The following is a 22,272-nucleotide window of genomic DNA, read 5'->3' as shown; positions in this document are numbered from 1 at the left end:
TGAAATTTGGATAGGAGAATCCATGATGAAAGCCGCTGTACTCAATACGCCTAACGGGCTCTTTTCGATTGAGAATATTGAGATTGACCACCCGAAAGGGCGCGAGGTTCTGGTGGAGGTCAAAGCATCTGGCCTTTGCCATACGGACTTACATATTGCAGAGAATAACTACGGCTTTCCGCTGCCAGCCGTACTAGGGCATGAACTAGCTGGAATTGTCAAAGAGATAGGCCCTGAGGTCAGAGAGTTCGCTATTGGTGACCATGTGGTTGGTTCTCTGGTTCAATATTGCGGCCATTGCGAAGCCTGCTTGGACGGACGAACTTACCAATGCGAACATCCTGAGGAAACTATGCGAGGTGCAGGGGAGGGACAGCGTCTAACCCTTAATGGTGAGCCAGTCTTACCGATGTTTGGTACTGCTGCTTTTGCAGAATTCACTTTGGTACATGAGAATCAGCTGGCCAAGGTTCCCAAAGAGTTACCTTTTCCTCAAGCTTCTGTTCTAGGCTGCGGTTGCGTAACAGGAGCCGGAGCTGCGATTAACACCGCTGCGATCAGACCAGGAGATACGGTCGCTGTGATTGGTGTTGGTGGCGTGGGTCTTAACGTCATCTCTGGCGCACGGCTTGCTGGAGCTACACGTATTATTGCCATTGATACTCAACCGGCTAAAGAGGAACTCGCTCGTCGGTTTGGTGCGACTGATTTCGTATTGGCGGGAGATGGTGATCATGTTGAAACGGTTCGTACCATGACGAATGGCGGAGTTTTACATGCTTTCGAGGTGGTAGGTGCAAAATCTACCATTGAGCAGTCTGTCAAGATGTTAAGAAAGGGAGGTACTACCTATGTGATTGGTATGCCGAAGCCAGATAACCCCATTAGTGTTGATGCCTTGGAGGACGTGTTGCTTAATCAGGCAACTATTAAAGGGGTTTACATGGGGTCTTCGAATATTAAGCATGATATTCCTATGTATGCCAATCTTTATTTACAAGGACGTTTTAACTTGGATGACCTCATTTCCAAACAGATCGATATCGATGAAATTAACGAAGCTTATCAGGAGCTTAAAAATGGCGGCATTGCACGAAGTGTAATCACCCGCTTCTGACCCAACTCATAAGGAAGCCGCATCATAGATTTCAGTCAAACGGATACATCCTGTACCTTTATTGGCAATGAGAATGAGATTGTTATTTTAGGGGGCTTGTAAGGGCAATGTAAATCACGGCTTCTAGCCTGTGTTTATAAGACCTTTAAAACACTCTGAAAAACTTAAAATCACATAAAATCATGCAGTAAGGTATTATCTTACTGCATGAAATATTAAGGTGCCCTTCATGAATAATCACCACTTCGCGATAGGGATTTCATTGGCTTTGGGCATAGGTACACTATCAGCACAAGCTCAATCATCCGATGATAATGTGATAGTGACAACGATGATAGTGACAAAGCCAACTGGTTGTGTTGGCCCGGAGAAAAGGCGACGTCTGTAGATCTGATATGTGCTGTACACCACGGTTACCAAGACTGATGGTTCAACAACTATCGAAAACGTTAAAGTAAATCCCAACGCACCGATAGGTTATTTTTATGTCTATTTATACCGTCTTGCCTGCTATCTAGTTTAACGAGCGTCACCTTCCTCTAATCTAAGAATTTTTGTTTTAAATTCTAAAATTACCTCGTTATACCGAGGCACTTATTTGTTATTTTATAGTATTCTTGAACAATTGCCTTTGCATCTATAATAATGGGTTTTAATTTGGCATAGTTATTAATAATAGCAATTTAATTCTAAATTTAAATTGAGTAATTTTAATTTAGTCATTTTTAGATATTCATTTATGTATTTTTCGTATATGGCTAACGGATTGTTTTTGTGTTGCTAGTTTAAGGAAATAGCTACATATAATCGCAAATATACCACCAATCAATGTTTCCATTATTCTTTCAAGTAAAAGATGGTAATCGATATGGTTAAAGTAAATTGACATTTCTATTAAGGATAAAACAAGTCCTGTAAGGCAAAATGTGCCAAAAACGTTGTTTTTTTTGCTGTTACTTATCGGGATTAGAAAAGCAAATAGATATATCAAAGCAAAGCCAACATACGGCATAAAGGCAGTAAAATTAAACGTAAAATATAAAATAAAAACAACAAGTAATGTGCCAATAACTCGATCTCTAGTTAACTTAATGATGTTAGTTAATTTAGGATTTAACACAAATATATATGTCAGTGGTGCCCAGAAGAAATGGTCAATATTAATTGCTCTAGAGGTCAAAACACATAAAAGCAACCCAAAAGAATAGATTAGTGATTGAAAAATAAGGCTATATGATAATTTGTCTTTTTTTAGTGATATATACTTTTTTATTTGAAACATCGTAATTTTTTTACGGTTACTGATGGTGTAGCAAAATACAAGAGTTATGATTGTTCCTATCAGCAAGCCTATTACTAGGCCATCAAAGCTCGATTTGTTGAGTGTCGCCCCTATGATATAAAAAATCATGAAGTATTTAAATGACATATCCAGTGAGGAGTCTATATTGTAAAACTGGTAGTAAATAAAAGGTGCTATGAAGAGAATTACCAAAAATAGGCTGCCGAAACCCAAAAAATAGCCTAAGGCAGAGCCTATAAAGACAAAAAAAGAACACAGTAGTGAATAGGTGATATTTTTATATTGGCTAGCTTTATTAAATATCGTGTAGCCATGCAGGGTTGAGAGTGAACTCCATAGTGTTGCATCAATGCCAGCAATGTAATAAGTAATAATAAAACTTACTACGAGGCATAATGTGAAATAAAAGCTCTCTAAAAAATTAATCATAGATTTACCTAGTTACTAAATGAAAAAGTAAGGGCTCAGTTTGCTCGATGTTCAAATTATGACTAAATCAAAAAACACATGAAAAGAGCCTGTTAAAAGGTATAGTACTATATTTTCTATTATTTCCAATAAATAGCGTAAATACTTTTTTCATACACTATAGTTTTCACTCTTCAGTTTCAATGAGAATAATTGAATTACTGGTATTTTATGAGAGATGTATTTTTGGAGCTCGTATTCAATTCGGTGAACAGTCTGTAAGATAGAGATATTTATGCTCAAAGTCGATGTAAAATGCGCATTTTGCCAATCAACGCATCTAGTTAAAAAACATGGATAGCGAATTGTTGAGCATCAATGCTATCGCTGCCAAGCCTGCGCCAAAGATTCCAAGTAGATTATGAATATCGGGCTTGCCAATCTGGGAAAAAGGATAAAATTATTGACCTCACGGTGAATAATGCAGGTATTTGTGATACTGCCAGAACTCCCCAGCATATTTATTGAACGCGAACACGATCTATTATGATGGTCTACATATTGAATGCATGACCGTTTTTAGGGTGTAGATGCTCTAAATCATTACAACTTTTTTGTAATTTTAAAATCGTACCCGTGTTAACAACAATTTTAAATTTTTCAAATTGTTGTTTGAATTTTCCGTCGGGTTTCTAAATAACCCGCCTCGCCCGTTAGGGTGAGGTAATATTTTATGTGGAGGTGAGTATATTAATTGACAAGCATCTTTTTATGAATATACGGATATGATGATTATGTATTTAAATAGTAGAAGTATTCCCGTATAAAGATCCGGTATCGCTGATAGTGTGCGAAATAGATTCCCGCCATCATTGAGAGGTCATTGAGATTTTTTGAAATCTTCTATGCCTAACGGCTGGCGGAGTCTGAATTAAGACTGTAGTGCATTGATTTTAAATCAATAAAATCCAATTCAACTTTTAATTTGGGCCTATTGTTGGGCCTAAAGTTTATTTTACTTTTTTTTGATGGCAGGCTCAAAATTTCGCTTGCCATCTTAACATAGAGTAAGAGATTAACGAGAATTTTGTAGATTCAGTGTTTATAGAACTACTCTATTTCGCTTTGCAGTATTAGCTATAAATTTCCTTGACTAAAGGCAATAACCCTAATGCTGTTAATTGAATCTCTATCTCATTGGCTTTTTTGATATCCTCTTTATCTGAACCATCAAACACATGGTCGGTACTGATGATCAAAGTACCGTTATTTTTTTCATTTTCAATATCAATAAGTTCAGCCGCCATAGGTAATTGTTCTTGCGTGATTTTTTTATTTAGGTAAAGCATCCAACCAACGGGGAGTCTGTCTGGGAATACGTTATTTTGATTATATGAATAATTATTTGTATCTATTCTAATATCTATTAAATCAAATTTAATCGCACTTTCAGATATAAAATTGATCAACATATCAAAATTAAAATTAACAATTCTCCTTAAGTCAAAATCTAGTTTATAAACAGAGCTAATTCCATTATTAACTATAACTAATGCGTTATCATCCCCAGCCCAAATAGCTTCCATATTATTGAAATCATATTCATTCTTAAAATAATCAGTTGGTACCCCATTTTCAAATGCTTTGTAATTCATCGCCTCTTCTTGTGAATCCCCACAAAAATACCAAACTTCAGGATCGGCATGTGCTATTTTCTTTGAGAATTGAAGCATAAATTGAAATATTTCAATAATAGTACTATTCGTTACATTGTCATTTAATTTAATATCTACTTCAATATTTAAATTCATCATTTAGCCCTATATTAAATTGTATGATGTGTTCTAATTTGCGATAGCTGCTGGAATATTTTAGTACAAAATCTATACATTTTTTGCTGGGAAAAATGCCAGTCAGAATACGATTTCCCTTTAAATGGAACTCTACATAACCAATTTTGGTCTGAAGCTTGCTTAAATGGCTTTCCTCCGCCTTTAAAAAAGGGCTTCACATTTCCATCTTTATCAAATGCAAAGTCGAAGTTATCTTTCGTTTCAATAAAATTACACTCTTCGGGCACCCAGCCATCAAACTCAACACAAGGAAATTTAGTTCTAGTAGGAACAGGGACTGTACATTGCCATTCGTCAATATACTTTAATTGTCCACTAGGAGTATCAACCGTCCTTATTGCGCTTTTACATATTTTTGATTGATATTCAAAAGCTGCCATTGTCTTTGTTTTTGTTATTTCTCTTTCATGAGGAATAACATAAGGAATAGCAGGGCAATCCTTACAACCCTTACTAGACTCAATCGCGGCTACACCTGCTGATGAACCTGCCACAGCGCCTGCGGCTGCTCCTTGGCTGCCTCTGCGCTTATCATCGGGATCTTCATCACCAAGTTCACCGCCAATCGCAATACTTTCATACTCACGAATTTTATCACCGTAACTTGTGTTATCTCCCCATTCATCATCTCCACTACCTGACGAAGAAGGAAAGCCGATTTTTGAGGCCTCTTGTGTTACTGCGGCTAGTCCACCCAGAGTCATTAGTCCTGCACCTGCAAGTATTAATGGGATTGGCATATTAGGTTCTCCACTCAATCAATTTCATCGCTATCCGTAAAAAATCTTGATACTGCTGCCCTGGCACACGATTTTCCTCCTCAAGCATATTTCTGATTTCTGGCTTTAAATAAAAGCCGGGGCAGCAAGCTTCGTAAAATAAAAATGACCGAATTAACGGTTCTTGAGTAAAACCGAGGGAGAGAACATATTGAAATGCATCTTCTAAACGTTTATTCAATGTTTCGAGGTTCTGGAGTTTATTCAAATGGTGTTGATAAAAATCAGCACTCACTTGAGTCACATAATCACTCTGTTCAATATTTTGAATTTTCTTTAATTGTTCTTCGCTAAACTGCATTTAACCCGCCTCCTTGTAATGCATAAAATCGTCCTTCAAAACGGTAATACCATGCAATGAGCGGCGTGGTTATTTCATGGAATTGTCCGGTTGTTAGAACTTGAGGCATATGAGGCATATTGTGGGTTAAATGATAAATACTTGCAGTGGGTATTGAGCCGTAGATTGAAAACGAAAGGGTGGAAGAATTATGTATACCTTGTAATGGAAAAGGGCAAATAACACACCGTTGTCGCTGCAAAGGGAGGGGCAAGCTATTAGATGATATTCAGACTAAGCTGCGGGACATTCCCGTATTTAAAGATTGCCCTCGTTGCGCTGGTAAGGGGTTCAACCGTGTACCGTCGTCTGTGGCATTTAATGCAATAAGACATTTAATACCAGACCTTAACGAAAGAACATGGCGCAGAAATTGGAAGCCGTTCTATGAAAAATTAACAAGTAAGTGTTTTATTGAAGAGAGTGCTGTGGAATAAGCATTTAGCAAAATAGTGAGATAATGCTAATTATATGTAGGGAGATTTGTGTTAAGTTCAGCAGTGCTGAATACTGAACATAAAAGGAATTACATGAAAAAACTCATTGGGCTGCTAGTGGCGTTATTGTTATTTATTTGGTGGTTACCATCCTCGAGAGAAGAGGTTTGCTTTCCTCCAATCCTGAATTCAAAATCGAAAATCCCAACTATCGAATGGATAGGTACAGGCAAGAAATCTCAACAGGAGGTATATGAGTCTTGCAGGTCAAAATATTCGAGCCTTTATTCAAAGCTAAATGACATTTACGGTAAGCTATTGCCTAATGCATGCGCTATAGACCCACTGTTTTCTGAATTTGATAAATTACCAACCTCATATCTAAGCTCAAAGTATAAATTTTCTGATGATGACCCTAATAGAGAACGTTATTTATATGATGCAAAGCAAAGTGCAAAAATTGATTGTGAGTGGCTCAAGGAGGCTAGAACTGATAAGGTAAACAGGTCGATAAATGAATCAAATACGACTTTTTCACCGCGTGATTACCCTGATAATCTAAAGTTATCACGCAGAGAGGAAATCTATTCTGACTCTGTTGATTTGCTTTGCTATTTAAACGCCGATTGTCGAGATCTTCTTGAAGAATACTGGAAGTCGATGAGGACTTGTGTATTCGTTGATAATAAGCTTGGGGAGTATGTTGTAAAAGAAACTTATGTTTGCAGCTCCATGCCATTAGGAGGCTCTGGGTCAACAAGGGTATTAAAAGTTGAAGATTACTCTAAATCACCAAAACCAATAAAGGGAGCACCTAAACTATAGATAGCAATCAATCTTATTTTCTTGCATTTTGTCCGAAATCGGCTTACCACCTTCTAATAATGGACATCTTATACCTAGACGCATTAAACCAATTCAAGGCATCGCAATAGCAATTTTTTTATATACACACTCTTCATTTTGGAGAGTTGTATGAATAGGGATACCAGATATCTGTCAACCAAAACATCATCTGGTGTCCTTTTCTTTTAATCCACTTAAATTCAATCTGATATGTTAAGAGAAACGAATGGCATTCGTTCTGTTCAGCCAAGAAAATAAGCACACTGATGCAATAATTATAATTCCCAGAAATAGTTTTAATGTCATTGTTGCGAGCGACTCACTTCGAGCGCCTCTCATGAAATAAAAAGCTATGATAGGTAATATAAATCCTAAAGTAGACATCCAAGTTAAAAAGCGTTCCAAGTCATGATACATAGTGAATTCCATTTAAGTTAATTTCTTAACGTTGTAGCATGCATTAATTCAAATTCCAACTATTCGGAATTTTCGGATAGTTCATGTGGTAGATGTAAAGTATCCAAGATAAGGTGAGATGAAATTCAGCTCGGTAGCTATGGTATGGTATGAAAAAAATACTGAATGGGAATAATTTGCTCCCAGCAATTCTCTTTTATATTGGGATTATTGGATATCTTTGCTTTGCTATTTTTAATTTTGGGTCATCAAGTGGTGGATTGTTTGGTGATTCTTTCGCTCATACATTTTATTATGCCAAATTATCATTTTGGTATGCCTTATATTCTTTTGTATGTATTTCTTTTTGTTCTCCGGCATTCCTCTCAGCAAGTAAATATTGATTATAAGGAAAAAGTATCTACATTTTTTTATATCATGGAACAACTAAACGATTTTTACCTACAATAAGAGAGCAAGGTTTACTCCCTATGTCACGACAGTATGTTCACTTTTCACTTGATGAAAATACTGCTATTTCAGTAGGTCAACGTCATGGAAAACCAGTTCTACTGAAAATAAAAACCCTGAACATGTACGAACAGGGCTTTAAATTTTATCAAGCTGATAATGGAGTTTGGTTAACAGAACAAGTGCCCTATGAGTTCATCCAAGAATAATTACTATTCATCATTTGCCTGCTCTGCTTTATAGCGGGCTGATTCAAGACGAGCTATTTTCAGCCATTCTGTAAAATTATCAGTGTATCCTCTATCTTCCCAGCCAGCAGAGGCGAATGCATGAACATAAAACACCTTTGGATCTCCCGAAGTATCATCCCCGTCAAAGCAAACAATATCATCAGAGTAAGATAGTTTTGCGAATGGAATTAGCTTTCTTGTTGGGTATTGGTTCTTCATTTCAAGCAACCAATATTTAGCAAATTTTTCAAACTCACATAAAAACCACCAAGGGTCTAAATCTAAAATAACCTCTTGATTTATGATTTCCAAAAAAGTACGCGGAAATTTAAATCCTTTTGGTAATTCATCTAATGAATAAATATAACATGACATACTATGTTAATCCTTTGGCTTTCCAGTTACCCTAGGGGCTATTGATCTTTGTATAAAAATTACTCATCGGTATTTTGGTATCCACATCATGATTAATGAAAGAGCGACCATCTATGAGTAATTTCTTGCCAATTTATCATATCTACTTGATATAGCATTTAAAATGCTTTATCTGCGCAAACGCATTTTCAACAAAATGCCTTACCTTATAAAGCTCCCAGTCCATATGATCATTGTTTAATAGATTCACTTTTCGCCTTGGTATCATTGGCGTCGACCCTTTTATACCCGTTAAATAAGCACGAAATTTCTCACTGTCATAACCTTTATCCGCTACTGTGAAATCACATGTTGGGCTATTTTTAACAAGTTCTTCTGCAAAAACAATGTCATTTCGATGACCGCCTGAAAGCTCAAAGTTAACAGGGTAACCGTGACTATCTACTGCGAGATGGATCTTCGTTGAATTTCCTCCTCGACTTTTTCCTATCTCTTCATTTTCTTCTGTTGCCGCACCTGTAGCATGTTGATGTGCTCGTATAATTGTGCCATCAATGAAGAGATATTTGCTATCGGATGTACGTGATAACTCATTGAATAAAATATAAATAATTCCTTTTCTAGACCAAAGATTAAATCGTCTAAAAATCGTATTCCATTCACCAAATGCTTTAGGGATGTCTCGCCAAGGGCGGTCCGTTCTCATTCGATATAGAATGCCTTCAAACGTCATTCTATGTTCGTATTTATTATAAACCCGTCGAGTATTTCTCATCAGTTGGTAAAGCGTAACCCACAGTTTTTCTGTTAACATTGTTCGAGGCATGGTGACTATTTGTATTGTTAATTTTTGGCGAAATCGATTATACAGCATCACCATGCCGTTCAAAAAAAGTACAAAGATCAACAGCCCCTAGAAACTGACTAGAAGTGGCTTAGCAAAACATCGCTAAGCTGCGAATCAAATCGCTTTTTTATTGTGCACTAAACATAAATTGATAAACTGGATTGAAATGGCTAGTTAATGATAGGTGCTCTATGGATGGATATATTGGAATATCTGTAATTACACTTGTAATTGTCATTGTATTTATTGTCTTACTTCTGATTTTACCTGTACTAGTATTATCAATGTACGACAAAGGTAAAAAATGAATGAGGAATCAATTGAAAGCAAGCAGGTAATGATGAGCCAAGGCTCAAGGCCTGAATGGATTTCAAAAAAAATTGATTCAGATGAGTGTTTTGCTTTCATAATATTTACTGTTATTACAGTAATGATTCTCATACCTGTACTGTACATTTTGTTTTTTTATGAATGACCCGCCTAGTGCGGGTTTTTTATTACCGGAATTTTATAAAATCCTACAAACGTTATTCATAAAGTGGCATTTATAGAGATTTATACAGGAGATAAGCACGATGGCTAAACCGAATTGGGGGACGCTACAGCAACAGTTCCTCACATAACCTTATTTTGTGAGGAAAAAATAAAAATGCCCCAGATATTGGGACGAAGTTGGTATGAGCAAAATTCAATCCTTTGATTTTCATTCTGATTTATTAAAGGCGATCCTTTGGCAATATGAGGATGCGGCAAACCTCAAGGCGTTAGCTAAACACAAAGCAGACTATTTTGAACAATCCACAGTCCAGTTTTGGCGTGATTGGTACCGTGATGTGTTTAATATCGATACTGCGAACGAGTTTGGGCTAAATATTTGGGCGCGCATACTCGATGTGCCGTTGGGGATTGATGTCCCGCCTAGCGATAAAACGAAAATCGGCTTTGGTTTTGGTAAAAAGAATGCCAATTTCAAAGGCAACTCTCGGCGTAATGCCGATTACACCTTATCGCTGACGGTCGACCAAAAACGTCTCATCGTGCGTATGCGCTATTTTAACCTTACGCAAAGCCCAACGGTCACCAATATTAATGAATTTCTTAAACGCTTCTTTTGGCAGGCGGATAGTAAAGTATTCGTGCTTGATCCGCTGGATATGACCTATTTGTATTACGTGTTTAATTTCAATCCGGACGAACGTTTACGGGTTCTTCTTGAAAACTTTGATCTTATGCCTCGCCCATCGGGTGTGGGTGTCAAATACCGTATCGTGACGAAAAAAGCCTTCGGTCACGGCCAATATCGCAAAAACTTCCTTAGCAGTAATTTCGGAGCCTAAAACTCATGACAAAAATATTTAAAATCCCCTTTGCAACACAAGGGGACAGGACTTCTATTCCCGATGATGTGCAAGCCGATGGCGCGGTTTCTTATACGCAAGGCTATAGTTACGATTATGAGCGTGACCAACAAACTGATCCTGCAGCTAAAGATATTGAACGTGAAAAGATGAACGGCATATTTCACGATATTACAGAAGCAATAGGTGAGTTGCAGAGCTTTGGTTTACCTAAATGGGCGACAGAAGGTACGCCATACCCAATTCGCGCTATCGTTTATCATAAAAACAAAACGTGGCAGTCGAAGATTGAAAATAACAATGTTGAACCTGTCGCAGGTACAGCATGGCAGGAACTGAAAGCCGATTTAAGTGCCGGTGATATCAATGTTTATACCAAAACGGAATCTGACAAGCGCTTCCAGCCGTTAGGCAATTACCAAGCGGCAGGTTATAGCTATTCTAAAGCCGAATCTGATACCAATTATCAACCCAAAGGCAGAAGGGGATACACGATATCAGCCAAAAGGCAGTTATCAGCCATCAGGGGATTATGCCTTAAAAGGAGATAGTTATACCAAGGCTGAAACCGATGGTAAATATCAACCTAAAGGCAGTTATCAAGCCGCGGGCTATAGCTATTCGAAAGCCGAGTCAGACACCAACTATCAACCTAAGGGCAACTATGCCCCCGCAGGGAATTATGCACTCAAAGGCGAGAGCTACACCAAAGCGGAAGGGGATACACGGTACCAAGCTAAGGGGAGTTATCAACCGTCGGGGGATTATGCAACAAACACAGCACTCAATAACGGGCTTAATAATAAGCTCAATACAAGTAGTGTCGTCCAATCGACTGGCGCATCAACAACTAGCGTGATGAGTCAGAAAGCCGTCACTGATGCATTACAAAACGCGGTCAATCTTAATACCATTTACCCTATTGGTATTGTTGTGTGGTTCGCGCAAAACAAGAACCCCAATACATTATTCCCTGGTACGAAATGGCAGTACATTGGCGAGAATAAAACCATTCGATTAGCTGCTGCAAGTGGTGCGAATGTGTTGACAACTGGCGGTTCGGATTCAGTTACGATAGGTAAAGGTCATCTTCCTGCGGTTTCACTTAAGTATTCGGGTACAACTGTTTCAAGTGGAGGGCATACCCACACGCGTGGGACAATGAATATTACGGGCGAGCATGGTTATATGCGTCGTGATGCCGCCCAATACGCTTATGCATCGGGCGCTTTTTCTTTAGGTGATGGTTCTGCTAATGGTGGATACACAGGCTCAAATAACGTAAGTTCTCGTAAGTATATATTTAATGCGGCTAGTTCTTGGACAGGGGAAACTTCTAATAGTGGGACACATACTCATACCTATTCAGGGAATACAGAAAACTTAGGTTCAGGAGCTGCTTTGACAGTAACTAACACTTATGTCATGTTGATGGGCTGGTATCGTATAAGTTAAGATGGATAGTTAGTAATGGGGAATATCTTCACCATTACTAATGAATATTAATCTATATTGAATATAATTACGTTAGGAGATTTAAATAAACCAAATGAGTCTAATATGTCATTTCTAATTAACTTTGTTTGTAGTAAAACTACACTTACATTGGGTATATTCATTACATTGAGTTGGCATGTGCTACCAAACCCAATAATATTTAATGAGTTATTCTCTTCTGCTAGTTTGTAAATATAATCTTCTGAAATGGTTTCGATATGGTGTTCTATCATATTAAATGAATTTTCTGATAACTCTCTAGGATGCCTCAAATACATTACATCATCATATTTATTTGAGACATTATCTATTTTTGCTATTAAACTATTTAAATTCTCAGGGGTTTTAGCCTGTAGAATATCTTTAAATCTTGAACCTACAAAAATATTAACTGTTTTATTTTTTTTAATTTTTTTCGTACTCTCGACGCTATCATGTTCTTTATTGAATATTTCAAGTTTGACTACATTTGATTTTACATTAACCTTTTTATTTTCATGTAAAATAGTGTAATGCAAGATCGTGCTATCAACAATTTTTTGTGTGTTATATATTTTTTTGAAGAAAAGGCGTGATAGTTTATACCTTAGTTTACTTCTCTCCTTCATACGACCATCAATCTTTTGTATGTCATCCAATGAGTTGAGGTTCAAAATACCATCATCGAATGTTTTTATTGTAATGTTCTTACCCAGTAAGCTAACTATGTAATGAAGGGGTAATTCCCCAGCATTGGCTAAGTATACAGTAGTCGGGTTATTGACTGATTTTTTTAGATAATTATTGATTGCGATCAAGTTCACTATGTCATAGTCCATTTTAGCAACTAAGTGAGAATCAAATTTAAACTCTAATTCTTTTTTTACCCCAACCATAATATTTTTATTTGTATTTAGGTAGATCGCGTGAAAATTACCTTCTGTCAATTTATCTCTTATTGTTGCTGCGATTCGAAGCTGAAGTGGTGAGCAGATTAAGAATACGTGTGATGACATTACTATTTTCCATACTTTTATTTATAACTTAATTATTTCTTAAGTATAGCTCTTAACTAAGTAAATGGCACTACTTTATACGTGGTTTTTATACTGATGTTTCTGTGTAACATATCGATTTTTAACTATTTTACAGAGTTACTATTTCTGCCTAAGTGTGATTTAATGTGCGCCAATGGTTATGATATAGTTGGTTGTATTTAATTAAATAAGAAGTAATTATACTATGGAAAACATGGGCGCTTCAATAGAGTATGTTTTTAGATGGAAAAAAGCACATGAAGACTATTTGATAGAAAATAAAATATTCTTGAGACAAGGTGGTCAATCTAAAAAAGTGGATGGTGTTTATTCCAGACGAAACTTTATTCTTTTCGATCGTGGTGAAAAAATTAGGATTATTGGCGATGTTTTTGTTGAAGAATATTCAATGATGCCATTTCGTAGCTTTTGTTCTGTTGGCGCATTTTCAGAGCCCGCATGCTATTTTTCAAATGATGTTGTAATAGGTCGTTATTGCAGTATTTCTAGTGGCGTAAAAGTTATGGGGGGACAGCATCCCTATGATAGGTTTACGACTAGCAGACTGACGTATAAAAAAGAATTTGAGGATATTGCCAAATCTCAAGGTGACCATTGGGATGTTAAGCCATATAACACGAATATTGGGGCTCCAGTGATTGGTAATGATGTATGGATTGCAGATGACGTGGTGATTAAAGGCAATATTAAAATTGGTGATGGAGCGGTAATAGCGGCAAACTCAGTAGTAACTAAGGATGTCCCTCCCTACGCTATAGTTGCAGGTGTTCCTGCAAAGGTGATTAAATATCGTTTTCCTGAAGAGGTTATTATTAAGCTCTTAAAGCTAAAATGGTGGGATTATAAGTTTACAGACCTACCGGATAACTCGCATTGCGATGATATGAATTATTTTATCGAGCATCTTTCGTTAAGTATTGAACGAGGTGATATAAAGCCAATTATTTATAAAAAATTCAATATAGGGAAAGAGTTGAGTGAGATTTAAATGTATATTTTATAGTTTCTATAATACTAAGTAACTCACCTTCAATCAGAAGACAACTAGGGCTGAAAGGTTAATATATGGAATGCTAGCTAGAGTTAATTATCAAACTCAATTGGTTAGATAGTGGTAGTGGATGCCAATTAATTGGTGAATGGTTTTAAATTTTATCGTTCAATATTAATGGAAGGATACACTATATGGTCAATTGTTTGATACAATATGCTCCCACCATACATGACATCATGCTTAAACATCTCTTCCATTGTTTGAATATCAATCTGGTAAAGGTAAAAATCAAAGGCGGCATTAATGCTGCATTTTTCATTTGTTGTTTTTATCTCTAAATTGATATGGTACTGACCTTCGGTCCAATATTTATTGGCTTTGAATAGAGAATCAATTTTTTTCTCTAACTCACTATCATGTTCAAAATAATTAATCCTATTGGGAGATGTAGCATTCTCTGCTTTTATTTCTTTATATATTTTTATTATTTTTCTTAAGTTATTGTCAGACTCACCAGCAATAGGAGTATAAAACTGTAAATTATTAGCCCAAGAGCTTCCTGCTTTTAGTGTAAATGGTATGAATGACTTTAGCATTTGATCTTGTGGTGAAGTTCCAAAGTACGCATTAATTGGCAATTCAATGGATGATTTGTCTGATGATTTCTTGATGATGCTTTTTATTGATACTATTTTGATATCATGACGAGATTCATTATCAATGCCTATAAATATGTTTAAGCTAGGCTTTCCGATATAGTGAGTTACCGCACATTGAACAGGGAATGTTAATAGTGGTTTTTTGCGTTTAGAGAATATTTTCAATGGCTGTATTTGGGACAATACTATAGCAATAACAGCAGCGCTTGCTGAAATAGCGGTCCAGAAGGTATTGCTATATAGAACATCTATGAAATTACCTATAGTTGTAAAAAAGCCCACCGAAATGGGCTTTTAGTAACTCTCAAATGCGCGTGCATTTCACGTGCACTTTCTAGTCTTAATGTTGCCAGTGTCTAGTCCAACTGATTTCGCTAACTTCCTGTTTTTAAACCTGTTGTCCTATCACTGACCCACTAAATTTGGGCTGGCGGAATTGGAATTAGTGATGTAACATTTTGATAAATAGTATTATTTGTATTTATTGTTTTTACTTTTACTACCAAGCTTACTACCAAAGTATTTTGCTAGGGGGATTAGACCGAGGAGAGGAAGAGTATAGTATTTTTATAAATACATTTATCTATTTTTGCTTGTCCCGCTGTCCCATCTGTCCTATATAGTATATATAAATATAAAAATATTATATATATTATACAGTTAAAATACCTACCTAACGTACATATCATGGGACAATGCGCAGGACACCTATTTTTTCTGTGTCCTAATGCGTTACCCCTCCTCGGATTGTACCTAATGGGGGCGGTTGAATTTTAACCTGTGCTTTTCTGTACCAGTTAGGAAGTGTACTTATGTATACTAGCTTTGACTGTTCATCATTTCAGGGAGGGGACATGCCGTTAAAAGCAATTTTAGATGGGGAAGAAATCCACTCATTCACTTTTAATGAGAGGGAATGGGAAGAGTTAAAAGACTCATATAGAAAACGAACTCTCGTAATGTCGTGCTGTGGACACGGTGCCATACCCAAAACCAGTAAGCTAAATAACTTTCATTTTTCGCACAAACCCAAAAGCGATTGCCAGTATGCAAGGGAAAGCCCAGATCATTTATACCTGAAATTTTTAATTGCAAAGTTAGCGCACAAAGCTGGATGGTCTGTTACTACAGAGAAATCAGGCCAAACGCCAACAGGTGAGCAGTGGATAGCGGATGTCTACTGCACTAAAAATAATGTTCAATTGATATTTGAAGTACAGCTATCACAACAGAGCATGGATGTATTCAAAGAACGACAGGCTAAGTACACAGCGTCAGGCATTAATAGAGTTCTTTGGTTACACAAATTGAGAAAAGGCAAAGAATTTTATTTTCGCGATATTTGTATATCCTACGATTTACCAATGTTTGGTCTGCTGCAGGACGAAAATAATAATTACTATTTGCCTCAATTCTCGGTTTCAGTAGATCAGTTCATTACTGGTGTTTTAAATAAAAAGTTAGCTTGGTATCCACAAAATAATGCAAAGCTACAAGCTAAGGTTATTTTGTATAAAGAAAAATGTTGGTGCTGCGGAAAGAATACTAACAGAGTCCGAGGAATAGGGGTACATTCGCTTGATGACACAGCTCTAGATTTTATTTCTTTTCATAATCATGATTGCAAAGATCTTATATATCATAATATTAAAAATGAAATCTTAAAATCATATGGAGTTGGTGAGTTAAAAGTTAGGTATAGTAAAACTAAGAAAGAATTTTATTTTTCCAACGGGTGTAAGTATTGCGATGCTTTGCTTGGGGATATTTATTTACCTGATGCCCCTCTTTCTTTTGAATATCAAGCAAGTAAATATAAATCTATAGTGGCGTTTACGTTTGACTATCGCGGAAGTCCTTTTATCGAGCCGAATTGGTATTTTCAAGGAAAAAGAGCAAAGCTAATATAACCATGCAATTTTTAACATGGCTCAAAAACGATACCATCTACTCAGGCAGGGTTATCTAAGAGCTGCAGTATTTTGTAGCTGTACGCGTTGCTGGTGGCAGGGAAAGCCATAAAGTAAGTCTAGTTCTAAAGGTTCATCTACTGCGGTTAAATAACCTAAGATAAAGCTCTCCGCTATCGCCATGCGTTTACGGACCTCGCTTTCATTCAGCTTATACTTACGACCTATAGACCGCTTGGACATGCCCTTGGCGTAGTAGCATTCGATAAAGTCACATTCTTGTTCCATCTGAACATTACGCAATTTCGCAATACATCCATCAATAATAAGTCCGTCCTCGTCACAACATGACAGCTTAGTAATACTCGTGCGGCTCACCAAGCCTTTAAACCCAGCGGCAACAGACGAGTAGCCAAGGCCAGATCGCCCACGAACTACCCAACCACTCCAATGTAAAAGTATCTTCTGTATATCTCTTTGCATTTTTACACTTGTAGCTTTCTGTATCAATTAGTACATTTTTACGATGTAAAAGAAATAAAGCAAATAGCCTATAACTTATTTACTTAATAGTTTAATGATAGAATTCCAATAGCTACTCCTGAATTAGATATACTAATATCACCTGAAAAATGTATCTGGTTTAGTAATAACCGTGAGCTATGTGGATTTGCTTCGATAAATTTTTCTATTTCTTCTTGCTCTGATTTAGAAAGGTTATATCCATCTATATGAAACTCTATGTTTTTTAAAGTTTCCGTTCTAGTTTTAGAGAATGATGCTAATTTCCCTAAAGCTATTGAATTTATTATAGATGAAGTTAATCCAATAAAAATAAAAAAATTATCTTTTTGGAAGATTAAACTTCCTCCAATTATCTCATTGGCAAATTGAAATGTTATTTTTTGATGAAAAAAACTATTATATGGCTCTGATATATATTTATAGTGTAATGGTTCATTGTCTATGTATATATCACTATCATAATTTATTATTATTTTCGTTAGTTCTGATGTTGGAGCTATTAAATTTAGAAAGTGAGAGTAGTATTTCAATCTGTTTTTTATTTTAAGCTTGAAGCTATCTCCCTCAAACCCTGATGTTGGAGGATCTAATAAATAACAGGTGACCTTGTTACCATTGCTGATTTTTGTAATTACACCATAGTAATAGTCTGCTTTATAACTATGAGTAGTATTGTTTCTTACACTTCTTTTTTTATCAATAATACTTTTTTTATGGTTACATATTGATGAGGATTTTCCCTTTTCATTGGAAAAACATCCTTTAGCTTCGATTTGTGTAACTTTGGCTCCAGTACTGGAATATATAAAATCAAAGGCTTTTTCGGGAAGTACAGGTATAATATCCCAGTCGGCATCAATAACTCCAATAATTTTAGATATAACGGATATAGCAAATGACTCGCCAATACGCTCTCTATTTTCTACTGTTGGATCGCAATTTTTTTTTATTACCAAAGTATTATTTTTAATATCTAGATAATCTGTCATATTTTCAATGGTATTACTTATAGACGATTTTAATGAATCTCTGTCAGGGTATTTTGTTGAATTTACTTGTTTTTTATGAAACAAAGAATTTAAAACAAAATCACTGACTGATATTTCAAAGCCATCCTCCACTAACGCTTTCATATTCGCTATAAAATCTGGGTCATAGTTATTACTATTTTCTAATAGAGTCTGATGACCTTTGTCATAATACGCAATTTTTATTTTTATACTTGATGTTAAATCCATTTTTTCACCATTAAATTTTTTTAAGTTTCATTATATCCACCCAAAATGTACTAATTCTTTTTTGACTAAGCTTTGTGCTTTAATGACATCTTTTAAGTTAGCATGCTTACTACAAAATATTACGTATGCTTCAATAGGTGTATAGCGTTCTTTATAGAAAAAGTAATTTCTCAGCGGGTGTTTTTTAGCTGCATACACAGGGCTGGTGGGGCATTGATATTTTTTATCTATCCAAGATGAAAATTGGTCAATTGTTAGGTCATATACTTTGCTATCTATTTCAACCCAATAATGATGTATATCTCGCTTTCTAGTACTTCCTAAGATAATTTCAATTTTGGATGAGGGAAAATTTTGTGATGCTTCTAATCCTAGGAGAATGGAACTTCCTTGGCAACAATTTACAGGAAAATCAAAAAAGAAAGGAAAACCCATACTATCAAGTTTAGTATGGGCCTTTTCCAATATTTCTCGGAGATCGGAAGCTAATTTAATACATATAGTCATTTTACAAGACTTAATTTTGCTTTAGCAGAACGGTAGTCATTGCTTTCAGAAATTCCGTTATAAGCTTCCATAAAGAAAGGGTTATTGAATGTTAACGCATTCATTTCATCTAAAGGTATATTTAATTGTTCTAAAACTTCAGATCTTTTTATCCCTTGCTGTCTTAATGCTGTGAATATTTTATCTAATATAAGCGATTTTTCTCTAACTTCTAATCCTTCAGGCTCTGATGTTTTGAATCCTCTACGAGTTAAATCTATGCATAATTGCCTATAATGCCATTCTGTTGAAAGGTTTAAATCAAAAGTTCGTCGTACAAGAGCAGCTAAAGATACATTCCAAAATTTCTTTAATTCAATTAATAAATCTAAGGATGGCATTCTTGGCACATTAGCTAATACGCTGCGCTCTGGCATTAAAAATGCAGAAGCAAATCGATCTGCCTCTATTTCAGCTTCTCTACCGCTATTACTTGAGTGCTTATGCATAATTAAATGGCCTAATTCATGTGCGGTATCAAATCGACTTCTTTCTGGTGTTTTCATGGTGTTCAGCAGCATGAATGGTTTGTTATCCATCCAAAAAGAAAAAGCATCGACTTCAAGACAGTTTTCAGCAAGAGAAAAAACTCTTACTCCTTTAGATTCAACTAAGTGAATAATATTTTTTAAAGATAATTCTCCTAATCCCCAAGCTTCTCTTGTAACCCTTGCAGCCTGATCTGGCCCCATGAAATTATCAAAGGAGCAATCAGGTAAGCAAGGTTCAGGTAGTCGAAAGCTAGACTCAATCCATTTAGATATATCTTGAGCCAATTTTCCTGCACTGATTGCTGATGCTCTCCGACCCGCAGAAAGTTTTGTCATTGCGCGGAAACTTACGGTATCGTTTTCTAAAGTAGGTGTATCTTCAACTTCAAAAAAACTTAATGGATAATTCAGTGCGTTAGCTATTTTGCTTATATTATCATCGATAGCTAGTTCAAAATTATTTGCATTCTCATAGTTATTAATTGTTTTACTTGTTAATCCAGTAGCGTCTGCGAGAGCTTTTTGTGTTAAGCCACGACGCTCTCTAGCCATTCGAATCCGTTCAGAAAAATACATAAATTAACCAACGTTAAGGATATCAATATCGATATCTGGAGTGAATTCTGGTGAAATTGTCACTGGTTCTATAGGGTGATCAGTTGGTATCGAAAGAATTACTCGAATTGAAAAACTATTAATTTTATTCTTATAACTAAACGTTAAAGGCCTTGAAAATTCAGCTCGTATAGTTTGTTGACCAAAGCTATTAGGTTCAGTAAATGTATACATTAAAAACCATAAGTCTAAATTTAGTTTGTTAGGAAGTGGAGATATATTTTCAATATTGGTAGTTGGAAAATCAAAAGTTAGCTGTTCATCATTTATTGTTGGTAAAGTTCCTTGACCAGGCATATCATTTTCGAAAAGCCCCATTAGGTCACATGTAAATTCACCTTTAGGATAGAACGTTTCTGGATAACCATTAACCAATCCTGTTTGTTCGCATCCTCGAGTTATATGAATGGCTATTTTATCGTTCGCAACAAATTCAACATTTCGAATAGATAATTTTTTGAAGCCTTTAAGACTAAGGATTTCACGAGAGCTGCTAACAGCCTCACCAGTAAAAAAGTGCCCTTTAGATGCCGCAGGGAAATTTGAGGTTACGGATTCTCGTTTGCTTAATGCTCTATATAATATTTCTGTAAACTCTTCTGTACTTACATCTAAAGATGATAAAAATGCATTTACATCATCTTCCTGATGAATAACTTTTATTCTTTCTGTATTTAATAACTGCATGTTGGGTTCCTTTAGATGACTTTCCATTTATTAAACCTCAATTGAGGTTGTAAATCAAGAAAGTTATTGTGAAAATAACTTGCATCTACCAGTATCAATTCGATATAGTGATCTCATACTAGCAAAATCTAGTATCAGGATTGGCGTCCTGAATTTACAAACGGCGACACATGACGCGCCTTGCGTCTTTTTTTGTGTCCATGCCTACGCACACCTATTAAATACGGTGTTATGCCGTTCTGATTCAATGGTGGCGTTGGTGGGGCAGCCTTCGGGCTGGCTGGTTTCCGTTTGTGCCAGTAACGCCAACCCTGTCAACGTCACCACCCTCGAAATTGGCGTTTCTGGTGGTGACTTCGAATTAATACAAACGGAGATCATCATAATGATGGCTACCCCTGCCCAAACTCACCCTAAATTTATATGGCGTTTTTTCTCCTGCCAACAATTTAAATATTTCACTGTTGAAGCCACCAGCGAACAAGAAGCTCGTTTATTACTCCCCGACTCACCTTGTGTATTTTCTGCGCGTATTCGTCAGGAGGTGGCACATGCCTAATCATCCTGTTTTTGCTACTCCTGCGGATATTATTCGCCCAATTGCTGCGGCATTAGAAGCGGCTCAGTTCTTGGCGTTAGATCCTCTGGCTAAAGACATCTCCAATGACCTAATCGCATGGGCGCAAGAAACAGCCGCGCTTATGGCTATTAAGATGCAAAACGAAAAGCCAATTGATGATTAGTAATTGGTGTTAGAGGGGGAATATTTCGCGGAGTAGGTAATTTTTTGCAACTTTGCCTTATTCGTGTCTATTCCCCTCTGCACATGCACAAGTCTTATAAGCGGTAATTAGCCAGCGTACCTTTTCAGCGTAAACCGAATAATACCGAATAAAGATGAAGACAATGACAACGGGTGAATCAATGCTAACGAAAAAGGAAGTAAAGGCTTTACTGCATTATAAGTCTGATAGTGGCTTTCATGAGTTTTTAAAAAGAACGCCTACATTTCCAAAGTCCGTCAAGTTAGGGCTAAGGCGTGTAGGGTGGGCGGCTAGTGAAGTCGATGCTTATTTAGCCGCTCAACTTAGTTCACGAGAGGATAACTAACATTATGTCTAAATACTCTAACTCACACATTGCAGTTTTACAGCGTTGTAGTGCAGCTAAAGCAGAAACATTTTCATCAGATATAGGCATAGAAAAACATTATGGCGACATGGTTGTCATGGACTCGGGTTTTGTTAATCGGGCTGTACGTCGTCGTATAAAGGCTAATGAAAGAAAACGTAATAAGAAATTAGGTAGTTAAT

General features: G+C 36.3%; 25 protein-coding genes and 3 pseudogenes. 15 read left to right on the top strand and 13 right to left on the bottom strand.

The annotated features are described in order from the left end of the window. The first annotated feature begins 22 nt into the window (after positions 1 to 22). Together ACHB7C_RS12000 and ACHB7C_RS11995 are read left to right on the top strand one after the other, a co-directional pair. Positions 23 to 1,117: a Zn-dependent alcohol dehydrogenase gene (locus tag ACHB7C_RS12000; RefSeq protein WP_197679462.1), complete on the top strand. Its 1,095-nt coding sequence runs from the start codon at positions 23 to 25 to the stop codon at positions 1,115 to 1,117. Between the two features lie 229 nt (positions 1,118 to 1,346). Then, positions 1,347 to 1,505 carry a hypothetical protein gene (locus tag ACHB7C_RS11995; protein WP_158516029.1) on the top strand — a complete coding sequence of 53 codons (159 nt, stop codon included), beginning with the start codon at positions 1,347 to 1,349 and terminating at the stop codon, positions 1,503 to 1,505. Positions 1,506 to 1,850: 345 nt separating this feature from the next. On the opposite strand, the gene ACHB7C_RS11990 is transcribed toward ACHB7C_RS11995, so the two are convergent. After that, positions 1,851 to 2,849 carry an FUSC family protein gene (locus ACHB7C_RS11990; RefSeq protein WP_042844947.1) on the bottom strand — a complete coding sequence of 333 codons (999 nt, stop codon included), beginning with the start codon at positions 2,847 to 2,849 and terminating at the stop codon, positions 1,851 to 1,853. A gap of 274 nt (positions 2,850 to 3,123) precedes the next feature. On the opposite strand from ACHB7C_RS11990, the pseudogene ACHB7C_RS11985 reads away from it, so the two are divergent. After that, a pseudogene (locus tag ACHB7C_RS11985) lies at positions 3,124 to 3,335 on the top strand (IS1-like element transposase); the annotation flags it as partial. A gap of 626 nt (positions 3,336 to 3,961) precedes the next feature. Here ACHB7C_RS11985 and ACHB7C_RS11980 read toward each other — a convergent pair. From ACHB7C_RS11980 to ACHB7C_RS11970, 3 genes are read right to left on the bottom strand one after another with little or no spacing between them, the layout of a single operon-like run. After that, positions 3,962 to 4,639 (bottom strand): hypothetical protein, encoded by a 678-nt coding sequence (locus ACHB7C_RS11980; RefSeq protein WP_395347436.1) that lies wholly within the window; start codon positions 4,637 to 4,639, stop codon positions 3,962 to 3,964. A 14-nt stretch (positions 4,640 to 4,653) separates the two neighbouring features. After that, positions 4,654 to 5,421, bottom strand: coding sequence for a Tox-REase-5 domain-containing protein (locus ACHB7C_RS11975; protein WP_042844943.1), 768 nt, complete (start codon positions 5,419 to 5,421; stop codon positions 4,654 to 4,656). 1 nt (position 5,422) lies between these two features. Next, complete coding sequence (locus ACHB7C_RS11970) at positions 5,423 to 5,761, bottom strand: hypothetical protein (protein WP_395347433.1); 339 nt, start codon at positions 5,759 to 5,761, stop codon at positions 5,423 to 5,425. A gap of 179 nt (positions 5,762 to 5,940) precedes the next feature. Here ACHB7C_RS11970 and ACHB7C_RS11965 point away from each other — a divergent pair, with 179 nt between their 5' ends. From ACHB7C_RS11965 to ACHB7C_RS11955, 3 genes and pseudogenes are all read left to right on the top strand, one after another. Next, complete coding sequence (locus tag ACHB7C_RS11965) at positions 5,941 to 6,237, top strand: antitermination protein (RefSeq protein ID WP_395347431.1); 297 nt, start codon at positions 5,941 to 5,943, stop codon at positions 6,235 to 6,237. Between the two features lie 93 nt (positions 6,238 to 6,330). After that, the gene (locus tag ACHB7C_RS11960) at positions 6,331 to 7,062 is read left to right on the top strand and encodes a hypothetical protein (protein ID WP_395347429.1); all 732 of its coding nucleotides are present in this window, start codon (positions 6,331 to 6,333) and stop codon (positions 7,060 to 7,062) included. A 795-nt stretch (positions 7,063 to 7,857) separates the two neighbouring features. Further along, positions 7,858 to 8,159: pseudogene (locus tag ACHB7C_RS11955) on the top strand (RNA 2'-phosphotransferase); the annotation flags it as partial. A gap of 3 nt (positions 8,160 to 8,162) precedes the next feature. Here ACHB7C_RS11955 and ACHB7C_RS11950 read toward each other — a convergent pair. Continuing rightward, the gene (locus tag ACHB7C_RS11950; protein WP_131680628.1) at positions 8,163 to 8,555 is read right to left on the bottom strand and encodes an SMI1/KNR4 family protein; all 393 of its coding nucleotides are present in this window, start codon (positions 8,553 to 8,555) and stop codon (positions 8,163 to 8,165) included. A gap of 111 nt (positions 8,556 to 8,666) precedes the next feature. Continuing rightward, a protein-coding gene (locus tag ACHB7C_RS11945; RefSeq protein WP_395347470.1) for an IS5 family transposase occupies positions 8,667 to 9,381 on the bottom strand; the annotation gives its coding sequence in 2 pieces (ribosomal slippage) (positions 8,667 to 8,711 and positions 8,713 to 9,381; 714 coding nt in all). 698 nt (positions 9,382 to 10,079) lie between these two features. On the opposite strand from ACHB7C_RS11945, the gene ACHB7C_RS11940 reads away from it, so the two are divergent. The 3 genes and pseudogenes from ACHB7C_RS11940 to ACHB7C_RS11930 all read left to right on the top strand — a co-directional run bounded on the left by ACHB7C_RS11940 (position 10,080) and on the right by ACHB7C_RS11930 (position 12,215). Next, positions 10,080 to 10,739: a DUF2612 domain-containing protein gene (locus ACHB7C_RS11940; RefSeq protein WP_395347426.1), complete on the top strand. Its 660-nt coding sequence runs from the start codon at positions 10,080 to 10,082 to the stop codon at positions 10,737 to 10,739. A gap of 5 nt (positions 10,740 to 10,744) precedes the next feature. After that, positions 10,745 to 11,125, top strand: a pseudogene (locus tag ACHB7C_RS11935) (phage tail protein); the annotation flags it as partial. Between the two features lie 493 nt (positions 11,126 to 11,618). Beyond that, complete coding sequence (locus tag ACHB7C_RS11930) at positions 11,619 to 12,215, top strand: phage baseplate protein (protein WP_349483794.1); 597 nt, start codon at positions 11,619 to 11,621, stop codon at positions 12,213 to 12,215. Positions 12,216 to 12,262: 47 nt separating this feature from the next. Here ACHB7C_RS11930 and ACHB7C_RS11925 read toward each other — a convergent pair whose 3' ends face one another. Next, positions 12,263 to 13,252 (bottom strand): glycosyltransferase family 52, encoded by a 990-nt coding sequence (locus tag ACHB7C_RS11925; RefSeq protein ID WP_395347424.1) that lies wholly within the window; start codon positions 13,250 to 13,252, stop codon positions 12,263 to 12,265. Between the two features lie 226 nt (positions 13,253 to 13,478). Here ACHB7C_RS11925 and ACHB7C_RS11920 point away from each other — a divergent pair, with 226 nt between their 5' ends. Next, a complete protein-coding gene (locus ACHB7C_RS11920) occupies positions 13,479 to 14,282 on the top strand; it encodes a CatB-related O-acetyltransferase (RefSeq protein WP_349483781.1) in 804 nt (267 codons plus the stop codon). 164 nt (positions 14,283 to 14,446) lie between these two features. Here the strand turns inward: ACHB7C_RS11920 and ACHB7C_RS11915 are convergent, their stop codons facing one another. Next, positions 14,447 to 15,229, bottom strand: a complete 783-nt coding sequence (locus ACHB7C_RS11915; protein WP_349483782.1) for a hypothetical protein — start codon at positions 15,227 to 15,229, stop codon at positions 14,447 to 14,449. A gap of 572 nt (positions 15,230 to 15,801) precedes the next feature. Between ACHB7C_RS11915 and ACHB7C_RS11910 the strand changes: the two genes are divergently transcribed. Further along, positions 15,802 to 16,857, top strand: coding sequence for a competence protein CoiA (locus ACHB7C_RS11910; RefSeq protein WP_395347422.1), 1,056 nt, complete (start codon positions 15,802 to 15,804; stop codon positions 16,855 to 16,857). 51 nt (positions 16,858 to 16,908) lie between these two features. Here the strand turns inward: ACHB7C_RS11910 and ACHB7C_RS11905 are convergent, their stop codons facing one another. From ACHB7C_RS11905 to ACHB7C_RS11885, 5 genes are all read right to left on the bottom strand, one after another. Beyond that, entirely contained in the window at positions 16,909 to 17,340 is a 432-nt protein-coding gene (locus ACHB7C_RS11905) for an antiterminator Q family protein (protein ID WP_395347420.1), read from the bottom strand. Positions 17,341 to 17,423: 83 nt separating this feature from the next. Next, positions 17,424 to 18,620, bottom strand: a complete 1,197-nt coding sequence (locus tag ACHB7C_RS11900) for a hypothetical protein (RefSeq protein WP_395347418.1) — start codon at positions 18,618 to 18,620, stop codon at positions 17,424 to 17,426. A 30-nt stretch (positions 18,621 to 18,650) separates the two neighbouring features. Then, positions 18,651 to 19,085 (bottom strand): hypothetical protein, encoded by a 435-nt coding sequence (locus tag ACHB7C_RS11895; protein ID WP_395347416.1) that lies wholly within the window; start codon positions 19,083 to 19,085, stop codon positions 18,651 to 18,653. A 38-nt stretch (positions 19,086 to 19,123) separates the two neighbouring features. Beyond that, positions 19,124 to 20,233 carry an XRE family transcriptional regulator gene (locus ACHB7C_RS11890; RefSeq protein WP_336431037.1) on the bottom strand — a complete coding sequence of 370 codons (1,110 nt, stop codon included), beginning with the start codon at positions 20,231 to 20,233 and terminating at the stop codon, positions 19,124 to 19,126. Positions 20,234 to 20,236: 3 nt separating this feature from the next. After that, positions 20,237 to 20,959: a hypothetical protein gene (locus ACHB7C_RS11885; RefSeq protein WP_294110470.1), complete on the bottom strand. Its 723-nt coding sequence runs from the start codon at positions 20,957 to 20,959 to the stop codon at positions 20,237 to 20,239. Positions 20,960 to 21,038: 79 nt separating this feature from the next. On the opposite strand from ACHB7C_RS11885, the gene ACHB7C_RS11880 reads away from it, so the two are divergent. The 4 genes from ACHB7C_RS11880 (at position 21,039) to ACHB7C_RS11865 (ending at position 22,271) form a co-directional block, all read left to right on the top strand. After that, positions 21,039 to 21,518 (top strand): host cell division inhibitor Icd-like protein, encoded by a 480-nt coding sequence (locus tag ACHB7C_RS11880; protein WP_395347414.1) that lies wholly within the window; start codon positions 21,039 to 21,041, stop codon positions 21,516 to 21,518. Further along, on the top strand, positions 21,511 to 21,702 hold the full coding sequence (locus tag ACHB7C_RS11875; protein ID WP_395347412.1) for a hypothetical protein: 192 nt from the start codon (positions 21,511 to 21,513) through the stop codon (positions 21,700 to 21,702). The genes ACHB7C_RS11880 and ACHB7C_RS11875 overlap by 8 nt, the downstream gene beginning before the upstream one ends. Positions 21,703 to 21,883: 181 nt before the next feature. After that, positions 21,884 to 22,069, top strand: coding sequence for an AlpA family transcriptional regulator (locus ACHB7C_RS11870; protein ID WP_247605712.1), 186 nt, complete (start codon positions 21,884 to 21,886; stop codon positions 22,067 to 22,069). 4 nt (positions 22,070 to 22,073) lie between these two features. Next, a complete protein-coding gene (locus ACHB7C_RS11865; protein ID WP_395347410.1) occupies positions 22,074 to 22,271 on the top strand; it encodes a hypothetical protein in 198 nt (65 codons plus the stop codon). The last annotated feature ends 1 nt before the right edge of the window (position 22,272 follow it).

It is taken from the genome of Providencia sp. 2024EL-00732 (genome assembly GCF_044006275.1).
Taxonomy (GTDB): domain Bacteria; phylum Pseudomonadota; class Gammaproteobacteria; order Enterobacterales; family Enterobacteriaceae; genus Providencia; species Providencia huashanensis.
This window is presented reverse-complemented; position numbering and strand designations above follow the sequence as displayed.